Source organism: Streptomyces sp. NPDC027672 (assembly GCF_055566335.1).
Map to the genome: position 1 here is coordinate 486,742 of NZ_JBVHSO010000003.1, position 18,671 is coordinate 505,412.

Annotated in this window: 17 protein-coding genes and 4 pseudogenes; 15 read left to right on the top strand and 6 right to left on the bottom strand. The window is 72.9% G+C overall.

Annotated features, from left to right (window positions below; all coding sequences use genetic code 11):
• Window positions 1-224: 224 nt before the first annotated feature.
• The 9 genes and pseudogenes from ACZ4SV_RS10170 (at window position 225) to ACZ4SV_RS10210 (ending at window position 8,839) form a co-directional block, all read left to right on the top strand.
• Window positions 225-2,246 (top strand): beta-galactosidase, encoded by a 2,022-nt coding sequence (locus tag ACZ4SV_RS10170; protein ID WP_468003060.1) that lies wholly within the window; start codon window positions 225-227, stop codon window positions 2,244-2,246.
• A gap of 108 nt (window positions 2,247-2,354) precedes the next feature.
• Window positions 2,355-3,917, top strand: coding sequence for a glycoside hydrolase family 53 protein (locus ACZ4SV_RS10175; RefSeq protein WP_468003062.1), 1,563 nt, complete (start codon window positions 2,355-2,357; stop codon window positions 3,915-3,917).
• Window positions 3,918-4,107: 190 nt separating this feature from the next.
• Window positions 4,108-4,428 (top strand): annotated as a pseudogene (locus tag ACZ4SV_RS10180) (SMP-30/gluconolactonase/LRE family protein); the annotation flags it as partial.
• A 68-nt stretch (window positions 4,429-4,496) separates the two neighbouring features.
• A complete protein-coding gene (locus ACZ4SV_RS10185; RefSeq protein WP_365876766.1) occupies window positions 4,497-4,958 on the top strand; it encodes a fluoride efflux transporter FluC in 462 nt (153 codons plus the stop codon).
• The gene (locus ACZ4SV_RS10190) at window positions 4,955-5,335 is read left to right on the top strand and encodes a DUF190 domain-containing protein (RefSeq protein ID WP_468003065.1); all 381 of its coding nucleotides are present in this window, start codon (window positions 4,955-4,957) and stop codon (window positions 5,333-5,335) included. The genes ACZ4SV_RS10185 and ACZ4SV_RS10190 overlap by 4 nt, the downstream gene beginning before the upstream one ends.
• Entirely contained in the window at window positions 5,332-5,706 is a 375-nt protein-coding gene (crcB, locus tag ACZ4SV_RS10195) for a fluoride efflux transporter CrcB (protein ID WP_397937405.1), read from the top strand. The genes ACZ4SV_RS10190 and crcB overlap by 4 nt, the downstream gene beginning before the upstream one ends.
• 76 nt (window positions 5,707-5,782) lie before the next feature.
• Window positions 5,783-6,619, top strand: a complete 837-nt coding sequence (locus tag ACZ4SV_RS10200; protein ID WP_365876760.1) for an undecaprenyl-diphosphate phosphatase — start codon at window positions 5,783-5,785, stop codon at window positions 6,617-6,619.
• A 110-nt stretch (window positions 6,620-6,729) separates the two neighbouring features.
• Window positions 6,730-7,461 (top strand): FadR/GntR family transcriptional regulator, encoded by a 732-nt coding sequence (locus tag ACZ4SV_RS10205; protein WP_468003068.1) that lies wholly within the window; start codon window positions 6,730-6,732, stop codon window positions 7,459-7,461.
• A gap of 361 nt (window positions 7,462-7,822) precedes the next feature.
• A complete protein-coding gene (locus ACZ4SV_RS10210) occupies window positions 7,823-8,839 on the top strand; it encodes an asparaginase (protein ID WP_397970781.1) in 1,017 nt (338 codons plus the stop codon).
• Window positions 8,840-8,900: 61 nt separating this feature from the next.
• Here ACZ4SV_RS10210 and ACZ4SV_RS10215 read toward each other — a convergent pair.
• A pseudogene (locus ACZ4SV_RS10215) lies at window positions 8,901-8,993 on the bottom strand (DUF1737 domain-containing protein); the annotation flags it as partial.
• A gap of 39 nt (window positions 8,994-9,032) precedes the next feature.
• Window positions 9,033-9,962: a helix-turn-helix transcriptional regulator gene (locus ACZ4SV_RS10220; RefSeq protein ID WP_468003070.1), complete on the bottom strand. Its 930-nt coding sequence runs from the start codon at window positions 9,960-9,962 to the stop codon at window positions 9,033-9,035.
• Between the two features lie 105 nt (window positions 9,963-10,067).
• On the opposite strand from ACZ4SV_RS10220, the gene ACZ4SV_RS10225 reads away from it, so the two are divergent.
• Window positions 10,068-10,625, top strand: coding sequence for an NIPSNAP family protein (locus ACZ4SV_RS10225; protein ID WP_468003072.1), 558 nt, complete (start codon window positions 10,068-10,070; stop codon window positions 10,623-10,625).
• Window positions 10,626-10,748: 123 nt separating this feature from the next.
• Window positions 10,749-11,073, top strand: a pseudogene (locus ACZ4SV_RS10230) (hypothetical protein); the annotation flags it as partial.
• A gap of 206 nt (window positions 11,074-11,279) precedes the next feature.
• On the opposite strand, the pseudogene ACZ4SV_RS10235 reads toward ACZ4SV_RS10230, so the two are convergent.
• Window positions 11,280-11,480, bottom strand: a pseudogene (locus ACZ4SV_RS10235) (IS1380 family transposase); the annotation flags it as partial.
• Between the two features lie 185 nt (window positions 11,481-11,665).
• Between ACZ4SV_RS10235 and ACZ4SV_RS10240 the strand changes: the two are divergent.
• Entirely contained in the window at window positions 11,666-12,604 is a 939-nt protein-coding gene (locus tag ACZ4SV_RS10240) for a glutaminase (protein WP_397937409.1), read from the top strand.
• A 144-nt stretch (window positions 12,605-12,748) separates the two neighbouring features.
• On the opposite strand, the gene ACZ4SV_RS10245 is transcribed toward ACZ4SV_RS10240, so the two are convergent.
• Both ACZ4SV_RS10245 and rho read right to left on the bottom strand, forming a co-directional pair.
• Window positions 12,749-13,924 carry a D-alanyl-D-alanine carboxypeptidase family protein gene (locus ACZ4SV_RS10245; RefSeq protein ID WP_468003075.1) on the bottom strand — a complete coding sequence of 392 codons (1,176 nt, stop codon included), beginning with the start codon at window positions 13,922-13,924 and terminating at the stop codon, window positions 12,749-12,751.
• 98 nt (window positions 13,925-14,022) lie between these two features.
• The gene (gene rho, locus ACZ4SV_RS10250) at window positions 14,023-15,171 is read right to left on the bottom strand and encodes a transcription termination factor Rho (protein ID WP_468003077.1); all 1,149 of its coding nucleotides are present in this window, start codon (window positions 15,169-15,171) and stop codon (window positions 14,023-14,025) included.
• 403 nt (window positions 15,172-15,574) lie between these two features.
• Between rho and ACZ4SV_RS10255 the strand changes: the two genes are divergently transcribed.
• The 3 genes from ACZ4SV_RS10255 (at window position 15,575) to ACZ4SV_RS10265 (ending at window position 17,875) form a co-directional block, all read left to right on the top strand.
• Entirely contained in the window at window positions 15,575-16,444 is an 870-nt protein-coding gene (locus tag ACZ4SV_RS10255) for a hypothetical protein (RefSeq protein WP_468003079.1), read from the top strand.
• Between the two features lie 140 nt (window positions 16,445-16,584).
• Window positions 16,585-17,037 carry a hypothetical protein gene (locus ACZ4SV_RS10260; RefSeq protein ID WP_468003081.1) on the top strand — a complete coding sequence of 151 codons (453 nt, stop codon included), beginning with the start codon at window positions 16,585-16,587 and terminating at the stop codon, window positions 17,035-17,037.
• A 64-nt stretch (window positions 17,038-17,101) separates the two neighbouring features.
• The gene (locus ACZ4SV_RS10265) at window positions 17,102-17,875 is read left to right on the top strand and encodes a class I SAM-dependent methyltransferase (protein WP_365883425.1); all 774 of its coding nucleotides are present in this window, start codon (window positions 17,102-17,104) and stop codon (window positions 17,873-17,875) included.
• On the opposite strand, the gene ACZ4SV_RS10270 is transcribed toward ACZ4SV_RS10265, so the two are convergent.
• Complete coding sequence (locus ACZ4SV_RS10270; protein WP_468003084.1) at window positions 17,845-18,588, bottom strand: GntR family transcriptional regulator; 744 nt, start codon at window positions 18,586-18,588, stop codon at window positions 17,845-17,847. The genes ACZ4SV_RS10265 and ACZ4SV_RS10270 overlap by 31 nt on opposite strands.
• Window positions 18,589-18,671 lie beyond the last annotated feature (83 nt).

An 18,671-nucleotide genomic window follows, 5' to 3' on the forward strand; every position in this document is an offset into this window, starting at 1 on the left:
TGACCTGGGCCCCCGCCCGCTGCGGGGACCTGCCATGCAGATGTGCACGCTCACATGACCCGGCTGCTCGCTGCCGCGAGCCCCTGCCATGCTTCTGTGAGCGTTCACAGTAGAGAAACATCCCGGACACTTGTCAATGGTTGTTGCTGTGCGGTTATGTTGGGCTCGCACGGCTGCCGTTGTCTGTGCACGTTCCCATCTGATCGATTTCCCGGGAGGGATCCATGCCGGACACCAGCCCCAGGGGCCTCACGAGGCTCGCCTTCGGCGGGGACTACAACCCCGAGCAGTGGCCGGAATCCGTCTGGCGCGAGGACGTCCGGCTGATGCGCGAGGCCGGCGTCACGATGGTGAGCGTGGGCATCTTCTCCTGGGCCCTGCTGGAACCGGCGCCGGGCCGGTACGACTTCGGCTGGCTCGACCGGGTGCTGGACCTGCTGCACGAGAGCGGCATCCGCGTCGACCTCGGTACGCCCACCGTGGTGCCGCCCGTCTGGTTCTACCGGGCCCACCCCGAGGCACTGCCGGTCACCGCCGAGGGCGTGCGCTACGAGTTCGGCTCGCGCGGCGCGATCTGCCACAGCAACGCCGACTACCGCGCCGCCGCCGCGAACATCACCACCCGCCTCGCCGAGCGCTACGGCGACCACCCCGCGCTCGCCCTGTGGCACGTCCACAACGAGTACGGCGTCCCCGTCTCGGCCTGCTACTGCGACTCCTGCGCGGCCCACTTCCGCCGCTGGCTCGCGGACACCTACGGCAGCGTGGAAGCGGTCAACGAAGCCTGGGGCACCGCCTTCTGGGGCCAGCGCTACGCCGACCTCGCCGAGATCAACCCGCCCCGGGCCACCCCGACCGTCGGCAACCCGGGCCAGGCCCTGGACTACAAGCGGTTCGCCGACGCCACCATCCGGGAGAACTTCCGCGCCGAACGCGACATCCTGCACCGCCTGTCACCCGGCGTCCCGGTCACCACCAACTTCATGACCGCCCTCAGCCAGTGCGACTCCATGGACTACTGGGCCTGGGGCCGCGAGGTCGACCTGGTCACCAACGACCACTACCTGATCACCGACGGCCGACGCACCCACGTCAACCTCGCCATGGCCGCCGACCTCACCCGCTCGGTCGCCGGCGGCGCGCCCTGGCTGCTGCTGGAGCACTCCACCTCGGGCGTCAACTGGCAGCCCCGCAACCCCGCCAAGGCCCCCGGCCAGATGGCCCGCAACTCCCTCGCCCACGTGGCGCGCGGCTCCGAGGGCGCGATGTTCTTCCAGTGGCGCCAGTCCCGGCGCGGCGCCGAGAAGTTCCACTCGGCGATGCTCCCGCACGGCGGCACCGAGACCCGCGTCTGGCGCGAGGTGGCCGAACTGGGCGCTTCCGTCGGCGCGTTGAGCGAGATCCGGGGCACCCGCACCGAGGCCGACGCGGCCCTGCTGTGGGACTGGCAGTCCTGGTGGGCGCAGAACCTCGCGTGGCGCCCCAGCGAGGACCACGACCCGCGCGAACGCGCCGACTCCTTCTACGAGACCCTCTACGACCGCCACCTCACGGTCGACTTCGCCCACCCCGAAGCCGACTTGTCGGCCTATCCCCTTGTCGTCGTACCGGCCCTCTACCTGATGACCGAGGCCGCCGGACGCAACGTCCGGGAGTACGTCAAGAACGGCGGCACGCTCGTGGTGTCGTACTTCTCCGGGATCGTGGACGAGCACGACGCCGTCCACGAGGGTGCCTACCCGGGCGTGCTGCGCGACGTCCTCGGACTGACCGTGGAGGAGTTCTCGCCGCTGCTGAAGGACGAGCGGGTGCGGCTGACCGGCCCGGACGGCACCGGGCCGACCGGTGACGTGTGGACGGAGTTCGTCGTCCCGCGCGGCGCCGAGACCGTCTGGACGTACGCCGACGGGCTCACCGCGGGCCGCCCGGCCGTCACCCGGCACCGGCTCGGCCGCGGCACCGCCTGGTACGTCTCCACCCGCCTCGACACCCAGGGCCTGGACGCGGTGATCGGCCGCGCGGCCGGCGACGCCGGGCTCGCTCCGCGCACCGACCTGCCCCGTGACGTCGAGGTCGTGCGCCGCAGCGGTGAGACGGGCACGTACCTCTTCGTCGTCAACCACACCGCCGGCGACACCAAGGTGCCGCTGGACACGCCCGGCACCGAGCTGCTGACGGGCGAACGCGCCGCGGGCCGCCTCGCGGTCCCCGCGGGGGCCGTCCGGGTCGTACGGCTCGACGGCTGAACCGGCTCCCCTCCGTCCGCGCGAGCCGTGGAGCCGCGGGCGGAGGGGCTCTCCTCCGGCACCACCGGAGGACCCTTTTCCCCAGTTACGTCGAAGGGACGACGGACGATGAAGTTCCATCCCAGACGCACCACCAGGGCCCTGCTGCCGGCGCTCGCGGCCGGGCTCGCCCTCACCGCCCTGCCCGCCCAGCCCGCCCAGGCCGCGAGCACCCTCGCCAACGCCGGCTTCGAGTCCGACGGCGCGGGCGCGGCCACGCCCGCCGGCTGGTCGGAGTACGGCGACACCGGCGCCTCGTACACGGAGGCCGGCGGCCACGGCGGGAGCTACCGCCTCAGCCACTACGCGGCGTCCGCGTACAAGGTGGAGACGTACCAGTACCTGTCCGGGCTGGCCAACGGGAACTACACGCTGACCGCGTGGGTGCGGTCCAGCGGGGGACAGAATGCCGCGTACATAGCGCTCAAGAACTGCGGCGGTGCCGAACAGCGCACCGATCTGCCGATCTCGTCCAGTGGATGGATCAGGATCGTCACGCCGGTCAAGGTGACCAACAACCAGTGCACCATCAGCATCAACAGTGACGCGAATGCCGGTAACTGGATCAATGTGGACGATCTGACCTTCACGTCCGGCACCACTGGTACATCCATCCATGGTGCCGACATCTCCTCCCTCGCCAAGAGCGAGGCCAAGGGCGGTGTCTACCGGACGAGTTCGGGCGGCACGGGCGACGCGCTGTCCATTCTCAAGTCGTACGGCATGAACTACGCGCGTCTGAAGGTCTGGGTGAACCCGGCCGACGGCTTCAACGACAAGGCGCACGTGCTGGCGACGGCCAAGCGCGTCAAGGCGCAGGGTATGAAGCTGCTGGTCGACTTCCACTACTCGGACACCTGGGCCGACCCGGGCGCGCAGCAGAAGCCGGCCGCATGGACGGCCCATACATACAGTCAACTCAAGACGGACGTGTACAACCACACGTACGACGTCTTGAACGCCTTGAAGGCTCAAGGCACCACCGCCGACATGGTCCAGGTGGGCAATGAGATCAACGGCGGCATGCTGTGGTCCGAGGGGTCGACAGACCACTGGAGCCAGCTCGCCGGGTTGATCAACTCGGGCTATGACGCCGTCAAGGCCGTCAACTCCGCAACCGTCGTCGCGCTGCACCTGGCCAAGGGCGGCGACAAGGCCGGCACCGAGTGGTGGTTCGACAACGCGGTGGCGAACGGCGTGAAGTTCGACGCCATCGGTCTGTCCTACTACGGCTACTGGCACGGCCCGCTCGCCGACTTCCAGACCACGCTGGACGACGCGGCCTCCCGCTACGGCAAGCCGGTCTTCGTCGCCGAGACGGCCTACCCCTTCCGTCTCGACAGCGACGACGCGCTCACCAACCAGATCGACACCACCGGCGAACTCGTCCCCGGTTACCCGGCCACCGTGGCCGGCCAGACCAAGTGGATGAACGACGTGGCGAGCATCGTGGAAGCCGTCCCGAACGGCCGCGGTCTCGGCGTCTTCTCCTGGGAGGCCACCTGGACCGCCGTCGCCGGCAACGGCTGGGACCCGGCGGACGCCGCCTCCGGCAACGGCTGGGAGAACCAGGCCCTGTTCGGCTACGACGACCGGGCGCTGTCCTCCATGACGTGGTTCAGCCACCGCTGAACCACCGCTCACCAGAGCCCGCCCGGCCCCGCGCACCCTCGCCCGGAGGGCGCCTGCGCGGCGTCGGACGAGGCCCGGGCCCGGCCGCGACACGGCGGCCGGGCCCTCGCGCCGGGCCGGGCCCTCGTGCTGGGCGGGGCTTTCGCGTCGGGCGGAGCTTTCGTACCGGGCCGGGCCCTCGTGCCGGGCGGACCTCTGGCGCGAGGGCCCCGGCGGCCCGATCTGGTTCGCCCTGGCCAGTCCGCCCGTACCCGCGCTGCGCCTGCTGCACCGCGCCGCGCCGGCCGTCCGGCGCGGCACCGCGCGGGCCGCCGTACACGCGCCGTACCGCCCGAGCGGGACCGCGGGCGTCGTCGCCGTGGACGACCAGGGGCGCGTCGTGCACCACCTCACCCGCCGCCGGTCCGGTTTCCGCATGGTCACCAGCGTCTGCGCGACCGGCGACCACCTGGTGCTGGGCAGCCTCCGCGAGCCCGGGGTGGCCGTCTGCGCCCGGCCGGCCGCCGGCTGAGGCGGCGGTACGCTGGGTGCGGCCTTGATCGCCCGACGGGGCAGGGGCCGTAAGAGGAGACGTACCAGATGACAGCCCCGGAAACGGAGACCCGCGGCGTCCGCCCCGCACCGCCCCGGCGGTCCGGGTGGCGTGCCCAGGCGCCCGTCGTCGCGGTCGTGGCGGCCGGCGGCGCGCTCGGCGCGACGGGCCGCTACGCGCTCACGCTCGCCTGGCCCACCCCGCCCGGAGGCTTCCCCTGGGCGACGCTGTGGACCAACGTCTCCGGGTGTGCCGCCATGGGCGTCCTCATGGTGCTCGTCACCGATGTGTGGGCCGCCCACCGTCTGCTGCGGCCCTTCCTCGGTACCGGTGTGCTCGGCGGCTACACGACCTTCTCCACGTACGCGGTCGACATCCGCACACTGGCCGGCGCCGGCCGCCCGGGCTCCGCCCTCGCCTATCTGGCCGTGACACTGTGCGCGGCCCTCGCGGCGGTGTGGCTGGCCTCGGCCGCCGCCCGCCGGGTCTTCCTCGGGAGGCGGCCATGACGTCCCTCACCGGCCGCGTGCTGCGGCTGACGGCCTACGTCGGCGAGAACGCCACCTGGCACCACCGGCCGCTCTACGCCGAGATCGTGCACCGGGCGCACGCCGCGGGACTCGCCGGCGCCAGCGTCTTCCGGGGCATCGAGGGCTTCGGCGCCTCCTCGCGGATCCACACCTCCCGCCTGCTGTCCCTCAGCGAGGACCTGCCGGTCGCGGTGGTCGTGGTGGACGCCGAGGAGCGGGTCCGGGCGTTCCTGCCGCGCCTCGGCGAACTGGCCGACGCGTGCCTCGTGACCCTGGAGGAGTGCGAGGTCGTCCGGTGGACGCGGGGTGCGCACGGTCCGGACGAAACGGACCCGGAGGGTAAGAAGTCGTTGTGAACTGGCTGCTGGTCGTCGCGGGCGCCGTGGTCGGCGCGCCCCTGCGCTACCTCACCGACCGCGCCGTGCAGGCCCGGCACGACTCGCTCTTCCCCTGGGGCACCTTCGTGGTGAACGTGACCGGCTGCCTGGTCCTCGGGCTGGTCACGGGCGGTGCCTCGGCCGGGGCGGTCGGTCCCGATCTGCGGCTCGTGCTGGGCACCGGGCTGTGCGGCGCGCTGACGACGTACTCGACCTTCTCCTACGAGACCCTGCGGCTGACCGAGGCCGGCTCCGGCCTCTACGCTGCCGTGAACGTCGTGGCGAGCGTGGCGGCGGGACTCGCGGCGGCGTTCACCGGTTTCTCACTCGCCGGCCTCCTGTGGGCATAGGCGCTCGCCGCGCGGCCCCGCGCCGTGAGTACTGTCTACAGCATTGTCGACCAACCCTTCCTCAGAACTGGATCCCATGAGTGCCATCTCCGTCGGTCAGGCCGTCGTCCTCGGAGTAGTCGAGGGGGTGACCGAGTTCCTGCCGGTGTCCTCCACCGGCCACCTCAAGATCGCCGAAGGGCTCATGGACATCCCCGTCGACGACGCGTCCGTCGTCGGGTTCTCCGCCGTGATCCAGGTCGGCGCCATCGCGGCCGTGCTCGTGTACTTCTTCAAGGACATCAAGCGGATCGTCACCGCCTGGTTCCGCGGGCTCGCCCACCGCGAGGAGCGCTACCACCACGACTACAAGTTCGCCTGGTGGGTGATCGCCGCCACCATCCCGATCGTGGTGGTGGGCCTGGCCGCGAAGCCGCTGATCGACGGCCCGCTCGCCTCCCTGTGGGTGGTCGCCGGCTCGCTGATCGCCGGTTCCGGTGTGATGTGGGCCGCCGACCAGATGGGCCGGCACAAGCGCGGCGAGGACGACACGTCCTTCAAGGACGCGATGTGGGTCGGCTGCTCCCAGATCCTCGCCCTGCTCTTCCCCGGCTTCTCCCGCTCCGGCGCCACCATGTCCACCGCGCTCATCCTGGACCTGGACCGCGTCGCCGCCACCCGGCTGTCCTTCTTCCTCGGCATCCCGGCCCTCACCGGCGCGGGCCTGTACGAGCTGAAGGACGCCCTCGGCGCGGGGGTCGGCGCCGCCCCGCTGGCCGTCGGCACGATCGTGTCGTTCGTCGTCGCCTACGCCTCGATCGCCTGGCTGCTGAAGTTCGTCGCCAAGCACTCCTTCAACGCCTTCGTGATCTACCGGATCATCGTCGGCGCCCTGCTGCTCGGCCTGCTCGCCACCGGCACGCTCAGCGGCTGAGCCGCCACCGCCGAGCACCCACGGGGTGCGGACGCCCGGACACGGGCGCCGCACCCCGTGCGCGTCTCCCCGCCTTGACACTCCCGGCCGCCACCGCGCAGGATCGCTCCGTGAACCTGTCAGACAGCCAGACAGGTGGTCTCGCTCCCCGGCGCGTCAGCGCCCTCGAAGCAGTGCTCGGCCACCTCCGCGACGCCATCGAGCGCGGCCGGTACGCCGTCGGCGACAAGCTCCCCTCCGAGGCCGAGCTGTGCCGCACCCTGGAGGTGTCCCGGCCGGTGCTGCGCGAGGCGCTGCGCGCGCTGCAGACCATGGGCCTCACGGTCTCCCGGACCGGCAAGGGCACCTTCGTCGTCGCGGACACCGTCGAGGACCCCACCTTCGGCGACTACGCGGCCAGCGACCTGCTGGAGGTGCGCCGCCACATCGAGATCCCGGTCGCCGGCTACGCCGCCCTGCGCCGCACCCCGGAGCACCTGGACCACCTCGCGCACCTCCTCGACCGCATGGAGCGGGAGACCGACACCACCGCCTGGGTCGCGATGGACACCCTCTTCCACCTCGGCGTGGCCGAGGCCGCCCAGAACCCGGTCTTCCGCCGGGTCATCGAGGAGATCCGCGACGCGCTGGCACGTCAGTCGGCCTTCCTCAACGAGCTGGGCGGACGCCGCGAGCAGTCCGACCGCGAGCACCGGGCGATCGTCGAGGCGCTGGCCGACGGCAGCGAGCGGGACGCGGTGGCCGCCATGAGCCACCACCTGGACCGGGTCGAGACGAGCCTCACCGACATCGTGCGGCCGCAGCGGACGGACACCCGGGCGGCAGACGGAGCCGGGACGTGAACGCCATGACGGCACCCGGCCCCACCCACCCGAAGGGTCACGGCCCGCTCCCGTACGGCAGGACGCCGCTCACCGGCTCTACGCGGGCACCCGGCTGCACGGACACCCCCGGGCACGCCACCGTGGCCTGTCCGCCGCCGACGGTGGCGGCACCGGCTGGGGGCCGGTATAGCGGCCGTGACCGCGCGTTCCTGGCCTTCACCGGCGGCGGCACCACCGTGCCCTGTCCGCTGCCGGCGGTCGCGGCACCGGCTGCGGGTCGGTACGGCAGCCGCGACCGCGCGATCCCCACCTCCACCTCCACCGGCGCCGGCGCGTGACCCGCGTACCGGCCGATCCCGACCTTGAGATGCAGGAAATGATGTACAGCAGTTCCCCCGCCGGCGCCCCCGTCGTCCGTGAGCCCCTCCACACTCCCGTCGCCCACCTCGTCCGCGGCGGCGTGGTGGAGGGTGTCCACTACGGCTCCGTCGTCGTCCATGGTGCCGACGGCCGGGTGCGGTTCCAGCTCGGTGACATAGAGGCGGCCTTCTACCCGCGCTCGGCGCTCAAGCCCGTCCAGGCCGTGGCCATGCTGCGGGCCGGCCTCCCGCTCGACGGCGAACTGCTGTCGCTGGCCGCCGCGAGCCACTCCGGCGAGGAGCGGCACCTCGCCGGCACCCGGCGCATCCTCGAACTCGCCGGTCTCGGCGAGGACGACCTGCGCAACGTGCCCGACCTGCCGTTCGACCCGGTCGTCCGGGACGCCTGGGTCCGCGAGGGCCGCCTGCCCTCCCGCCTCGCCCAGAACTGTTCCGGCAAGCACGCCGCCATGCTGTGGACGGCCAAGCTCAACGGCTGGTCCCTCCCCGACTACCTGGACCCGGCGCACCCGCTTCAGCAGGCCATCGCCCGCACCGTCGAGGAACTGACCGGCCAGCCCGTCGCCCGGGTCACCGTGGACGGCTGCGGGGCTCCGCTGTTCGCCGTCTCCCTGCACGGCCTCGCCCGCGCCCTGGCCCGGATCACCTCCGCCGCGCCCGGTACCCCCGAGGCCCGGGTCGCCGCCGCGATGCGCGAGCACGCCGAGATGGCCTCCGGCTCGGGACGCGACGTGGCCGCGCTGATGCGGGCCGTGCCGGGCCTGCTCGCCAAGGACGGCTTCGAGGGCGTGCAGGTGGCCGCGCTGCCCGACGGCACGGCTGTCGCCGTGAAGATAGCCGACGGCGCGAACCGGGCGCGCATCCCCGTCGCCGCGGCGGCGCTCGCGCTCGCGGGTGTCGACCCGCGACTGCTCACGGAGTTCGCGGGAGAGCCGCTGCTCGGGGGCGGCAGGCCGGTCGGCCGGGTACGGCCGGTGGACGCACTGGAGCCGACCGCACCCACCGCTGCCGCCTGAGAGGGTCTCTTTGATGGGCTCATCAGTTGATCGGGTGTGTCTGTCCGACGAGTGAAGGTCCCTACGACCGCGTCGGCCAGACCAGCGCCTGGGCGACGATGACGTTCTCCCCGTTGAACGTGACGGCGGGGCCTTCGTGCAGCTCGTAACCGAGTCGTTGGCTGCCAAGCGGGGAGAACCTTCTGCCCAGGGGTCATCCTTCGTACCGGGTGGCCAGGGTTCGTGCCGTCTGGGCGATGCGGTGGCGTAGTTCGGCCGGTGCTAGGACCTCGACGTCGGCGCCCAGCCGCAGGAAGTCTCGGTGAGCGTGGTCGATCGACTCGATGGGCACGCGGACCTCCGTCCATCCGTCGCCCGTGGGTGTCACGCCGAGGCGGCGGGCGCCCTCTGGGGTGAGCCGCACCAGGGCGTCCGCGGTGTGCAGTCGCGCTCGGAAGTCGGCCAGATGGACGTTCCAGTATGCGGCCAGGTCGAAGCCGTCCGGGGTGACGGACTCTTCTTCCAGCGGCCGTGTTCCGAGGATCTGGTCGACTCGGTAGGTGCGGATCCCGGACGGTCCACCGGCGACCAGGTACCAGCGGCCGGCCTTGAGGACGAGCCCGTACGGCTCCACCCGTCGCTCGATCTCCTCCGGCGCCCGCCAGCGCCGGTACCGCAGCACCACCGCTCGCCGCGCCCACACCGCGGCGGCGACCGCGGCCAGGTGAGGCACCTGGTCGACGTCGCCGTACCAGCCGGGGGCGTCGAGCAGGAAGCGTTCCTGGATCCGCTCGGCGTGCGCGCGCAGCTCCGCCGGAAGGGCGGCCCGCAGCTTGAGCCGGGCGGTGGCAAGCGCCTCGCCGAGGCCGAGTTCGGCAGCGGCACCGGGGAGCGCCACGAGGAACGCGGCCCGCGCCTCGTCCACGGTCAGTCCGGTGAGCCGGGTCCGGTAACCGTCGACCAGCCGGTAGCCGCCCGCGTGCCCGGCGGCGCCGTACAGCGGGATGCCGGCGGCACCGAGCGCCTCGACGTCCCGGTAGACCGTCCGGACCGAGACCTCCAGTTCCTCGGCCAGTTGCCGGGCCGTCATCCGGCCGCGGTTCTGGAGGAGCAGAAGCAGGGTGACCAGCCGGCTCGCACGCATGCCGCCAGTATCCACTGACAGTTGGTGTCAGCAGAGCGGACCTAACCTGCGGCACATGGACGACAACTGGACCATGGACCTCGCACGTACCGGGCGGGCCACCGCATGAGCATCGTCGAACTCCGGCAGTACACCCTGCATCCCGGCGCCCGCGAGACGCTGATCGAGCTGTTCGAGCGCGAGTTCGTGACCGGTCAGCAGGCGGTCGGAATCACCGTCGGCGGCCGGTTCCGCGACCTGGACGACCCGGACCGCTTCGTCTGGCTGCGCGGGTTCCCCGACATGGCGCACCGCCGGCGCGCGCTGGAGGCGTTCTACACCGGCCCGGTCTGGCAGAAGCACCGCGACACCGCCAACGCCACCATGATCGACAGCGACGACGTCCTGCTGCTGCGCGGTCCGGGCTTCATGCCTGAGCCGGATACGAACGAGGTGCTCGTGACCATCTGCCATCCGACCGACGCGGCCGGCTTCGACGTCTACGCCGCCCGGCACCTGGGCCCGGACCACGCGCTGCACCGTACCGAGCACGCCGAGAACGACTTCCCCCGCCTGCCCGTCCGGACCGGGGAGGACGTCCGGATCTGGTTCGGCCAGGCCGAGCCGGCACCCTGGCCGACCCGACGGCTGCGATGGGAGCCCGTGAAGCCTCGGAACCCCTGACCGCGCACGGTTGGTGAAACGTACTGCCGACGGGTGGTCAGGTAAGCGGGAAAGTGCCTCTGAACAGCAAGAACGAGGATTGTCGAGGCCTTTTCCCTTGCCACCGTCGGAGGCGCTTCCCAGGTGAAGAAGCGTATCGGGTCCTATCCACGCGTCCGCGTCGAGGACGGCGGACAAGAGATAGGGTCCCAGGCCTGGGCCGTGCTGCTGGTCGAGACGATCCGCAGGGCCGGGGTGGATCGGGTGGTCGAGACGATCCGCAAGGCCGGGGTGGATCGGGCGATACCGACGGCGTTGATGCCCTGGCGCCCATTCGCGGACGGTGCACGCTCCGGGCAAGATCCTGCTGGACGCGGTCCTGGCGGTCGCGCTGGGCGGGGGCCGAATCGCGGACAGGGCCTTCGGTCCAGCCGTGGTACGGGTGGTCACTTGCCCTGCGGCGTCCGGATACCCGACCCCGGCTGAAGGTGTGTCCCCGGCCCGGACCGGAGCTGTTCTCCCTCCGGCGGTAACCAGACTGCTAGAGCTTCGAGCCGTGCCGGGGAGTTGGCGATCACTCGGTCCAGGCCAGCGGCCCACCTGCGGGTTTCGCCGGCCAGAGCAAGCGTGGGCATCCAGACCAGCGCGCGTTTCGCCTTCGGAGTGGGTAGGAACCTTCTTCGGCATCAAGGCCAGAGCGAGTTGAGTGGTGGTGATGTGGTCGGCGGCGGTGTTGCTGCCCGCGTCGCCCGGCCTGAGCAGGCCGGCCACCGGCCCAGCGCTCCCGCCTCTTCCGTCGTCGACGAAGGCCAACGGAGGATGATGTCCGCAGGTCTTCTTCCAGGTCGCGGTGGCGTCCTGCTTGATGGCCCGGGCCGCACACCATGGGGGTGGCCGGACTCCCCATTACCCAGAAAAACGGCGCCCGTTGGAGGCATCGGCACCGCATCCGGGCGGACGGCCGCCACAGCCGGGCCGGCGGCCTGTCCCGCGGTCGTACCGGCTACCTGACCTGCGGTGACGTCGGCACGATGAGGCGCCGGGACCGGCCTGGAGGCACAATGGTGATCATGACAACGACGTCGTCCACCGCCTTCCTGCCGGTCCTGGAACGCATCGCCGAGGAGATCAGCCACACCCCCGGCCGCGGCCGTCCGGCCGACTACATCCCGGCGCTCGCGGCCTGCGATCCGCGCAGCTTCGGCATGGCCGTCGCCGAGCCGGACGGCACCGTGTACGGGGTGGGGGAGTGGCGGCAGCCGTTCTCCGCGCAGTCGATCACCAAGGTGTTCACGCTCGCCCTGGACCTGGCCCGCGAGGGCGACGCGCTCTGGGAGCACGTGGGCCGCGAGCCGTCCGGCAACCCGTTCAACTCCCTGGTCCAGCTGGAGTACGAGAACGGCATCCCGCGGAATCCTTTCATCAACGCGGGCGCCCTCGTTGTCACCGACCGGCTCCAGACCCGTACCGGGGACGCCGCCGGCGAACTGCTGTCCTTCCTGCGCGCCGAGAGCGGCAACCCGGAGCTGGACTTCGACCGGGAGGTCGCCGCCTCCGAGACCGCGCACGGCGACCGCAACGCCGCCCTCGCCCACTTCATGGCGTCCTACGGCAACATCGACAACGAGGTGCCGGTCCTGCTCGACCAGTACTTCCGGCAGTGCTCCATCGCCGCTTCCTGCGCCGACCTGGCCCTCGCCACCGGTTTCCTCGCCCGGCACGGCATCCGCGCCGACGGCTCCCGGCTGCTCAGCCGCAGCCAGGCTAAACAGGTCAACGCGATCATGCTGACCTGCGGCACCTACGACGCGGCCGGCGACTTCGCCTACCGGGTGGGCCTGCCCGGCAAGAGCGGGGTCGGCGGCGGGATCATCGCGGTCGTACCGGGCCGCTGCACGCTGTGCGTATGGAGCCCGGGCCTGGACGAACGCGGCAACTCGGTGGCGGGCGTCGCGGCCCTGGACCGGTTCACGACCCTCACGGGCCTGTCGGTGTTCTGACCGTCATCCTTCCCTCCCCGCAGCCCGGACCGGTACGCGGTGCGGTGGACCAGCGCGGTGCGGCTGTGGTCCGACGCCTCCTGCGCCCCTAGGGTTTCCCGGCGGTGACACCCGCGCCTGGGTCTGGCCCGGACTGCCGGCGGGTCAGCCGCGTGCCGACCGGCCGCCCTTGGCCCGCAGCGCCAGCGCCACGGCTCCCGCACCGAGCCCGGAGAGCCCCGCGACGACGGCCGTGCCGGACCAGTCCGACGCGTCGTCCCGCGCCGGTGCGCCGGCCGCCGCCACCGGCGCGGCGGACGGCACCGGGCGGGAGGGCGGGCGCAGCCCGTCCAGTGAGCCCACCGGGTCCACCCGCGTGGCCGACGCGAACCCCCAGTCGAGCAGCGCGCGGGCCTCCTCGTACACGGTCAGCCCGCCGTCGGCCTGCGGGTTGAGCACGCTCACCACGAGGGTGCGCCCGTCCCGGCGCGCCGCGGCCACCAGGGTGTTGCCGGCGTTGCTGGTGTAGCCGTTCTTGATGCCGATGAGCCCGGGGTACGGCGTCACGCCGTCCTCGCCGGTCAGCAGCCGGTTGGTGTTCTCGATGGGGTACGGCGAACCGTCACCGGGGAAATCAGCCACGGCGGTGGAGCAGTACCGGGCGAAGTCGGCGTTGCGCAGGCCCGCGCGGCCGAACACCGCCAGGTCGAAGGCGGAGGACACCTGGCCGGGGGCGTCGTAGCCGTCCGGGGAGACCACGTGGGTGTCCAGGGCGCCGAGCGAGCGGGCCTTGTCCTGCATCCGGGCGGCCGTGGCCTCCCAGCCGCCGCCGAGCCGGGCGAGCACGTGCACGGCGTCGTTCCCGGAGCTGAGGAAGACCCCGCGCCACAGGTCGGCCACCTGGTAGGTGTGCCCTTCCTCGACGCCGACCAGGCTGCTGCCCTCGCCTACGTCGGCCAGCTCGTCGTACCGCACGGTGTGCTGGAGTCCGCCGGGCAGCACCGGCAGCACGGTGAGCGCGAACAGGGTCTTCAGGGTGCTGGCGGGCGGGAGTTCGCGGTGCGCGTCGCTGGCGGCCAGCACCTCTCCGCCGGTCGCGTCGGCGACCAGCCAGGACAGCGCCGAGACCTCCGGCAGTGCGGGTGCGCCGTGGTGCGGCCGGACCTGGGTGCCGGAGTGGTACAGCAGGGCCGGGCCGGGCATCGCGGCCCGGGGGCGGGGCGGGGCGGGTTCCCCGGCCGGGTGTCCGGCGGCGGCAGCGGCGGGCGTGAGCACCAGCAGGCCCGCCACACAGAGGGCGCAGGCCGACACTGCCGCACGATAAGAGAATCCGATGACCATATGATCAACCTACGAACAGGTGCCGCAGTCATCGCGCTGCCCGGGCCGTTCGGGGCGCCGTGCAACCCGGATGCCGCACCGGCCGTCCGGGCCGGGCGTCAGGCGGCAGGCAGCGTGGGCCGGATCTGCCGCAGGAACGCGGCGTTGTCCGGAGTGGCCCGCAGCCGTTCGAGGAGGGTCTCCGCGGCGGCGGGACCGGTCTCCCGGGCGCGCAGGGCGCGGCGCAGACCGTGTACGGCCGTCAACTCGGCCGGGGTGAGCAGGAGTTCCTCGCGGCGGGTGCCGGAGGCGTCGATGTCCACGGCGGGGAAGACACGCCGGGTGGCGAGCTCACGGTCCAGCCGCAGCTCCATGTTGCCGGTGCCCTTCAGCTCCTCGAAGAAGAAGCCGTCGGCGCGGGAGCCGGTCTCCACCAGCGCCGTGGCGAGGATGGTGAGGGAGCCGCCCTCCTCGGCCTGGCGCGCGGCGCCGAAGAACCGCTTCGGGCCGAGCAGGGCGCCCGCGTCGACACCGCCGCTGAGCGTACGGCCGCCGGCGGCGGAGGCGTTGTTGTGCGCCCGGCACAGCCGGGTCAGCGAGTCCATCAGGATGACGACGTCCTCACCGGCCTCCACCAGCCGCTTGGCCCGCTCCACGACGAGGTCGGCGAGGGCGATGTGCTCCTTGGGCGACCGGTCGAAGGTGGACGCGTACACCTCGCCGCGCACCGAGCGGCGCATCTCGGTGACCTCCTCGGGCCGCTCGTCGAGCAGGAGGACCATCAGCCGGCACTCGGGGTGGTTGCCGGCGACGGCGGCGGCGAACTGCTGGAGCAGCACGGTCTTGCCGCTCTTGGGCGGGGCCACGATGAGGCCGCGCTGACCCTTGCCGACCGGCGCGAGCAGATCGGTGACGCGTCCGGTCAGCCGGGCGGCGGGGTGTTCCAGGCGCAGGCGCCGGTGCGGGTGGAGCGGGGTGAGGTCGCGGAAGTGCCGCCGGGCGCCCGGCTCGCCGGGTGCGCGTCCGTTGATCCGCGCGACCTCGGTCAGCGTCCGCTGGGCGCCCCGGACGCCCTCGATCAGGTCGCCCTTGCGCAGTCCGTGGCGCTGGATCAGGGCCGGGGCGACCTGCGGATCGGCGGGGGCGGGGAGCAGGCCCGCGGACCGCAGATGTCCCTTCCCGTGGGTGTCGATGTCCAGGACACCGGTGACGAGCGGGACGGCCGACGACTGCCGGGCCTCGGAGGAGCGTTCGAGTGTGGTGGTCATGTGGGAGTCCTTTCGCGGACGGTACGGGGAAGACAAGCGGGAGCGAGGCCGCGAGCGGGAGGCGTCTGCGGAGCCTCCGGGGGGCGGCGGAAACGGCGCCTCGGACACGGCGGGAAGGGCCGGTCACGAGGTGGAGCCGGGAAGCTGACGCGCCGGGAACCGGGGGATCCGGGACAGCGGCGAGCACAGTCAGCCGAGAGAAAGAGACTGGCACCGGCGCCCACTGTGGGCGTGCACACGTGCTGACTGCACGCTACCACCCGTTGGGATGCGGTGTCCGCTACTGCTGCAACAAACCACCGGAACGTGTGATTCCCGGCCGGATATACGGCAGACGTCCGCAGACCGTAACGATTGCGGGCGTCTGGAAACGTGACCTCCGGGCGTGTACTACCTTCGCGGCATGTCCACGCCACCGCAGTCCCCGCCGCCGGCCGGCCCGCCGGACGACCAACCCGGCCGGCAGCCGGCCGTCCCGCCGCAGCCGGCGGCCTCTCCGCACCCGGACCCGCAGCCGCCGCCCGGGGCCTTCTACGCGCAGCCCACACTGGTCGGCCGGCCGGCGCCGGGCCCGCCGCAGCCCGGGAACCCGTACGCGCAGCCGCCCGGGTACGCACCCGTGCCGCCCGTCGTCACGGTCCGTGGCGGCGGGGCCGGCCGGGCGGTGCTGTGGGCCGCCGTCGGCGCGGTCGTGGCCTCCGCCGCCTGGGCGGCCGGTGTCTTCCTGGCCGGCGGCAAGGACGGCGGCGCGGACCTGCGCGGCTACGCGTCACCCGCCAGCATGTGCTCCGGCGCCGACTACTCGTCCTTCACGGGCGAGTATCCCGAGAAGGACTCCGCCCCGACCCACACCTCGCTCAAGGAGCGGGCGCTGGAGGAGAGTTACTGCAGCCTGGGTCTGAAGAAGACCGGCTCGTCGTACGCGGACGCCTATCTGAGCATGCAGCTCGACCTGCACAAGAGCACCGACCCCGGACCCGAGTTCACCGCCACCTGGAAGAACTACGCCTCCAGCCACACCGGTTACGACACCGACCCGGTGGAGGGCATAGGCGACGAGGCGTACCTGATCAGCCAGGACACCGTGACCGGCTCCTCCGGCGGCTCCCGGTACGCCACCCTCGCCGTCCGCGACGGCTGGGTGACGTACCTCATGACCTACAGCCTGTACCTCACCTCCTACGGCACGGACAAGGACCCGCCCACGCTCACCGAGGTGACCGGCTGGCTGAAGACCGATGCCAAGGCCACGCTGAAGCGGCTCCGGGACTGACCCGCGGACCGGTGGCCGACGCGCCCGCGCGCGCCAGCCCTCCCGCCGGGCGCGGTGCGTCAGCCCGGCCGGTCGCTCGTCGGGGTGGTCCTCGGGCGCGGGGCGAGCCGTGACGCCGGACGGTGCGGCACAGTGGGCGGGTGCCTCGCCGACTTCTTCCGCTGCTGGTGGCGGCGCTGGTGAGCGTCGCCGGCTGCACCACCGTCAGCCCCGCCGCCCCGCCCGACGCTGGCTCCCGGCGCGCCCAGACGAGCGGCCCGGCCGCGACACCGTCGGGACTCCCCGCCCCGGTGCGGGAGTCACGGTCCGGAGCGGCACTCGTCCGCACCGGTCACGGAGGTCCGGACCGGGCCGTCCGGCCGCCGCGGGACTCCGCGTCCCACGGCGGACCGGCACCCGCCGGACCGCCCCGGGCCACGGTTCCCGCCGCCCCGCGCGCCCGGGGCGAGCGCCCCGAGCGGCGCGCGCCCGTGCGGCAGCGGCTCCCGCGTGCCCGCCCGTCCGCCGCCACCCGGATGCGCGACCTGTGCCGCCGGGCGGACGGCATGGCCTCGCCCGCGATCGTCCGCCTGTGCCGCGACACCTTCGGCTGACGGCGGCCCCCGCGGCCGGCCGAGCGCACACCCGCGGTCCGCGGCGCCGCCGTAGGCTGCTGCCATGTTCGGTCCCGAAGGCCCCACCTGCCGCGAACTCGCCGTGCAGGCGCTGTCGTCCGTCGAACGCGGTTACGACCTGCTCGCGCCGAAGTTCGACCGCACGCCGTTCCGTACACCCGACGGCGTACTGGACTCCGTGGCCGCGACGCTCGCCCCGCTCGGCCCGTTCACGGACGGACTCGACCTGTGCTGCGGCACCGGCGCCGGGACCCGGCTGCTCACCGGGCTGTGCCGGCGCGGCGTCACCGGGGTCGACTTCAGCGCCGGCATGCTCGACGTCGCCCGGCACCGGGTGCGGACCGCCGGTGCGCCGCGGGTCACCTGGGTACGGGCCGACGCCCGGGCCCTGCCGTTCGCCGCCGCCTTCGATCTCGTCGTCTCCTTCGGCGCTTTCGGGCACTTCCTGCCGGGGGAACTGCCGGGCCTCTTCGCCGGGGTCCGGGCGGCACTGCGGCCCGGCGGCCGGTTCGCCTTCCCGGTCTTCGCCCCGCCCCGGCCCGGGCACCCCGCCTTCTGGCTGCTGCTCGGCTTCGACGCGGCCATGCGGGTGCGCAACGCGCTGTGGCGGCCGCCGTTCGTCATGTACTACCGGGCGCTGCGACTCGGCACCGTGCTGCGGGAGTTGGAGCGGGCGGGTTTCGCGGTCGAGCTGCGCGCCCTGCCCGGGTTCGGCCGCCGGGCGGACGGTGCCCCGCGCGGCCGGCTGGTGGTGGCCCGTGCGCCGGCTCCGGACGGCTCGCCCGGTCAGCCCGCGGCGGGCAGGGTGAACTCGTAGACCAGCGCCTCCTGTTCGGCGTTCACCACCAGATCGGTGATCTCCAGCGGGCGTGCGTACTGGTCGTGCACACGCCGGGTCACCAGGACCGAGGAGGCGTCGCCGACCTGGGTGATGCAGTCCCGGTGGTGCAGCGAGAGCCCGGCCTTGCGCATCCAGTCGTAGGCCCGGCGCAACTGCGCGGGTGTGGCCCCGTCGGCCCGGCCCCGGTAGCGGGCCAGCTCCGCCACCTCGGCCAGGGCCACCGCCGAGAACGTCGTCACCGCCGTCCGCAGCGACCGTCCGTCTTCCGTCACCGACCGGTAGCGGTGCACCAGCGTCGGCCGGTGCGGGGCCAGACCCAGCGCCCGGGCGTGCTCGGGCGACGGCGCCTCCCAGGCCACCGTGGCCCGGTCGACCGCACAGGGGTGCGCCGGCCGGGCGCCCACCGGGAAGGTGAGCGACTCCGGTGACTCGACCGGCCGGCCCGGCAGCGTGGCATGGCTGCCCCGCCGGTCGGTGGCGACCACCCCGCTGCGGCGCAGCACCTCCAGCGCCTGCCGGACGGTCTCCCGGCTGACCCCGAAGTGCGCGGCCAGATGCCGCTCGCCCGGCAGCCGTTCACCCGGCGGAATGGTGCCGGCGCGCAGCTCGCCGAGCAGCAGCGCCGCTATCCGTCCGTACAGGGGCCGGCCGTCGCCGGGCGGGGGGTCGTGCGGGGTGGTGCGGGCCATGCCGCGCCTCCTGTCGGTGACAAGACGTAGTCATACGGGCTCGTTGCGCGACCACAATTACCATTGGTCTAAACCACAAGGGA

What these genes read in the sequence shown, in the direction of transcription:
- ACZ4SV_RS10175 (WP_468003062.1), top strand. Translation starts at nt 2,355, where the DNA reads ATGAAGTTCCATCCCAGACGCACCACCAGGGCCCTGCTGCCGGCGCTC.
- ACZ4SV_RS10245 (WP_468003075.1), bottom strand. Translation starts at nt 13,924, where the DNA reads ATGGTCATCGGATTCTCTTATCGTGCGGCAGTGTCGGCCTGCGCCCTC.
- ACZ4SV_RS10240 (WP_397937409.1), top strand. Translation starts at nt 11,666, where the DNA reads ATGGTGATCATGACAACGACGTCGTCCACCGCCTTCCTGCCGGTCCTG.
- rho (WP_468003077.1), bottom strand. Translation starts at nt 15,171, where the DNA reads ATGACCACCACACTCGAACGCTCCTCCGAGGCCCGGCAGTCGTCGGCC.
- ACZ4SV_RS10255 (WP_468003079.1), top strand. Translation starts at nt 15,575, where the DNA reads ATGTCCACGCCACCGCAGTCCCCGCCGCCGGCCGGCCCGCCGGACGAC.
- ACZ4SV_RS10185 (WP_365876766.1), top strand. Translation starts at nt 4,497, where the DNA reads ATGACAGCCCCGGAAACGGAGACCCGCGGCGTCCGCCCCGCACCGCCC.
- ACZ4SV_RS10200 (WP_365876760.1), top strand. Translation starts at nt 5,783, where the DNA reads ATGAGTGCCATCTCCGTCGGTCAGGCCGTCGTCCTCGGAGTAGTCGAG.
- ACZ4SV_RS10225 (WP_468003072.1), top strand. Translation starts at nt 10,068, where the DNA reads ATGAGCATCGTCGAACTCCGGCAGTACACCCTGCATCCCGGCGCCCGC.
- ACZ4SV_RS10190 (WP_468003065.1), top strand. Translation starts at nt 4,955, where the DNA reads ATGACGTCCCTCACCGGCCGCGTGCTGCGGCTGACGGCCTACGTCGGC.
- ACZ4SV_RS10270 (WP_468003084.1), bottom strand. Translation starts at nt 18,588, where the DNA reads ATGGCCCGCACCACCCCGCACGACCCCCCGCCCGGCGACGGCCGGCCC.
- ACZ4SV_RS10170 (WP_468003060.1), top strand. Translation starts at nt 225, where the DNA reads ATGCCGGACACCAGCCCCAGGGGCCTCACGAGGCTCGCCTTCGGCGGG.
- ACZ4SV_RS10210 (WP_397970781.1), top strand. Translation starts at nt 7,823, where the DNA reads ATGTACAGCAGTTCCCCCGCCGGCGCCCCCGTCGTCCGTGAGCCCCTC.
- ACZ4SV_RS10220 (WP_468003070.1), bottom strand. Translation starts at nt 9,962, where the DNA reads ATGCGTGCGAGCCGGCTGGTCACCCTGCTTCTGCTCCTCCAGAACCGC.
- ACZ4SV_RS10265 (WP_365883425.1), top strand. Translation starts at nt 17,102, where the DNA reads ATGTTCGGTCCCGAAGGCCCCACCTGCCGCGAACTCGCCGTGCAGGCG.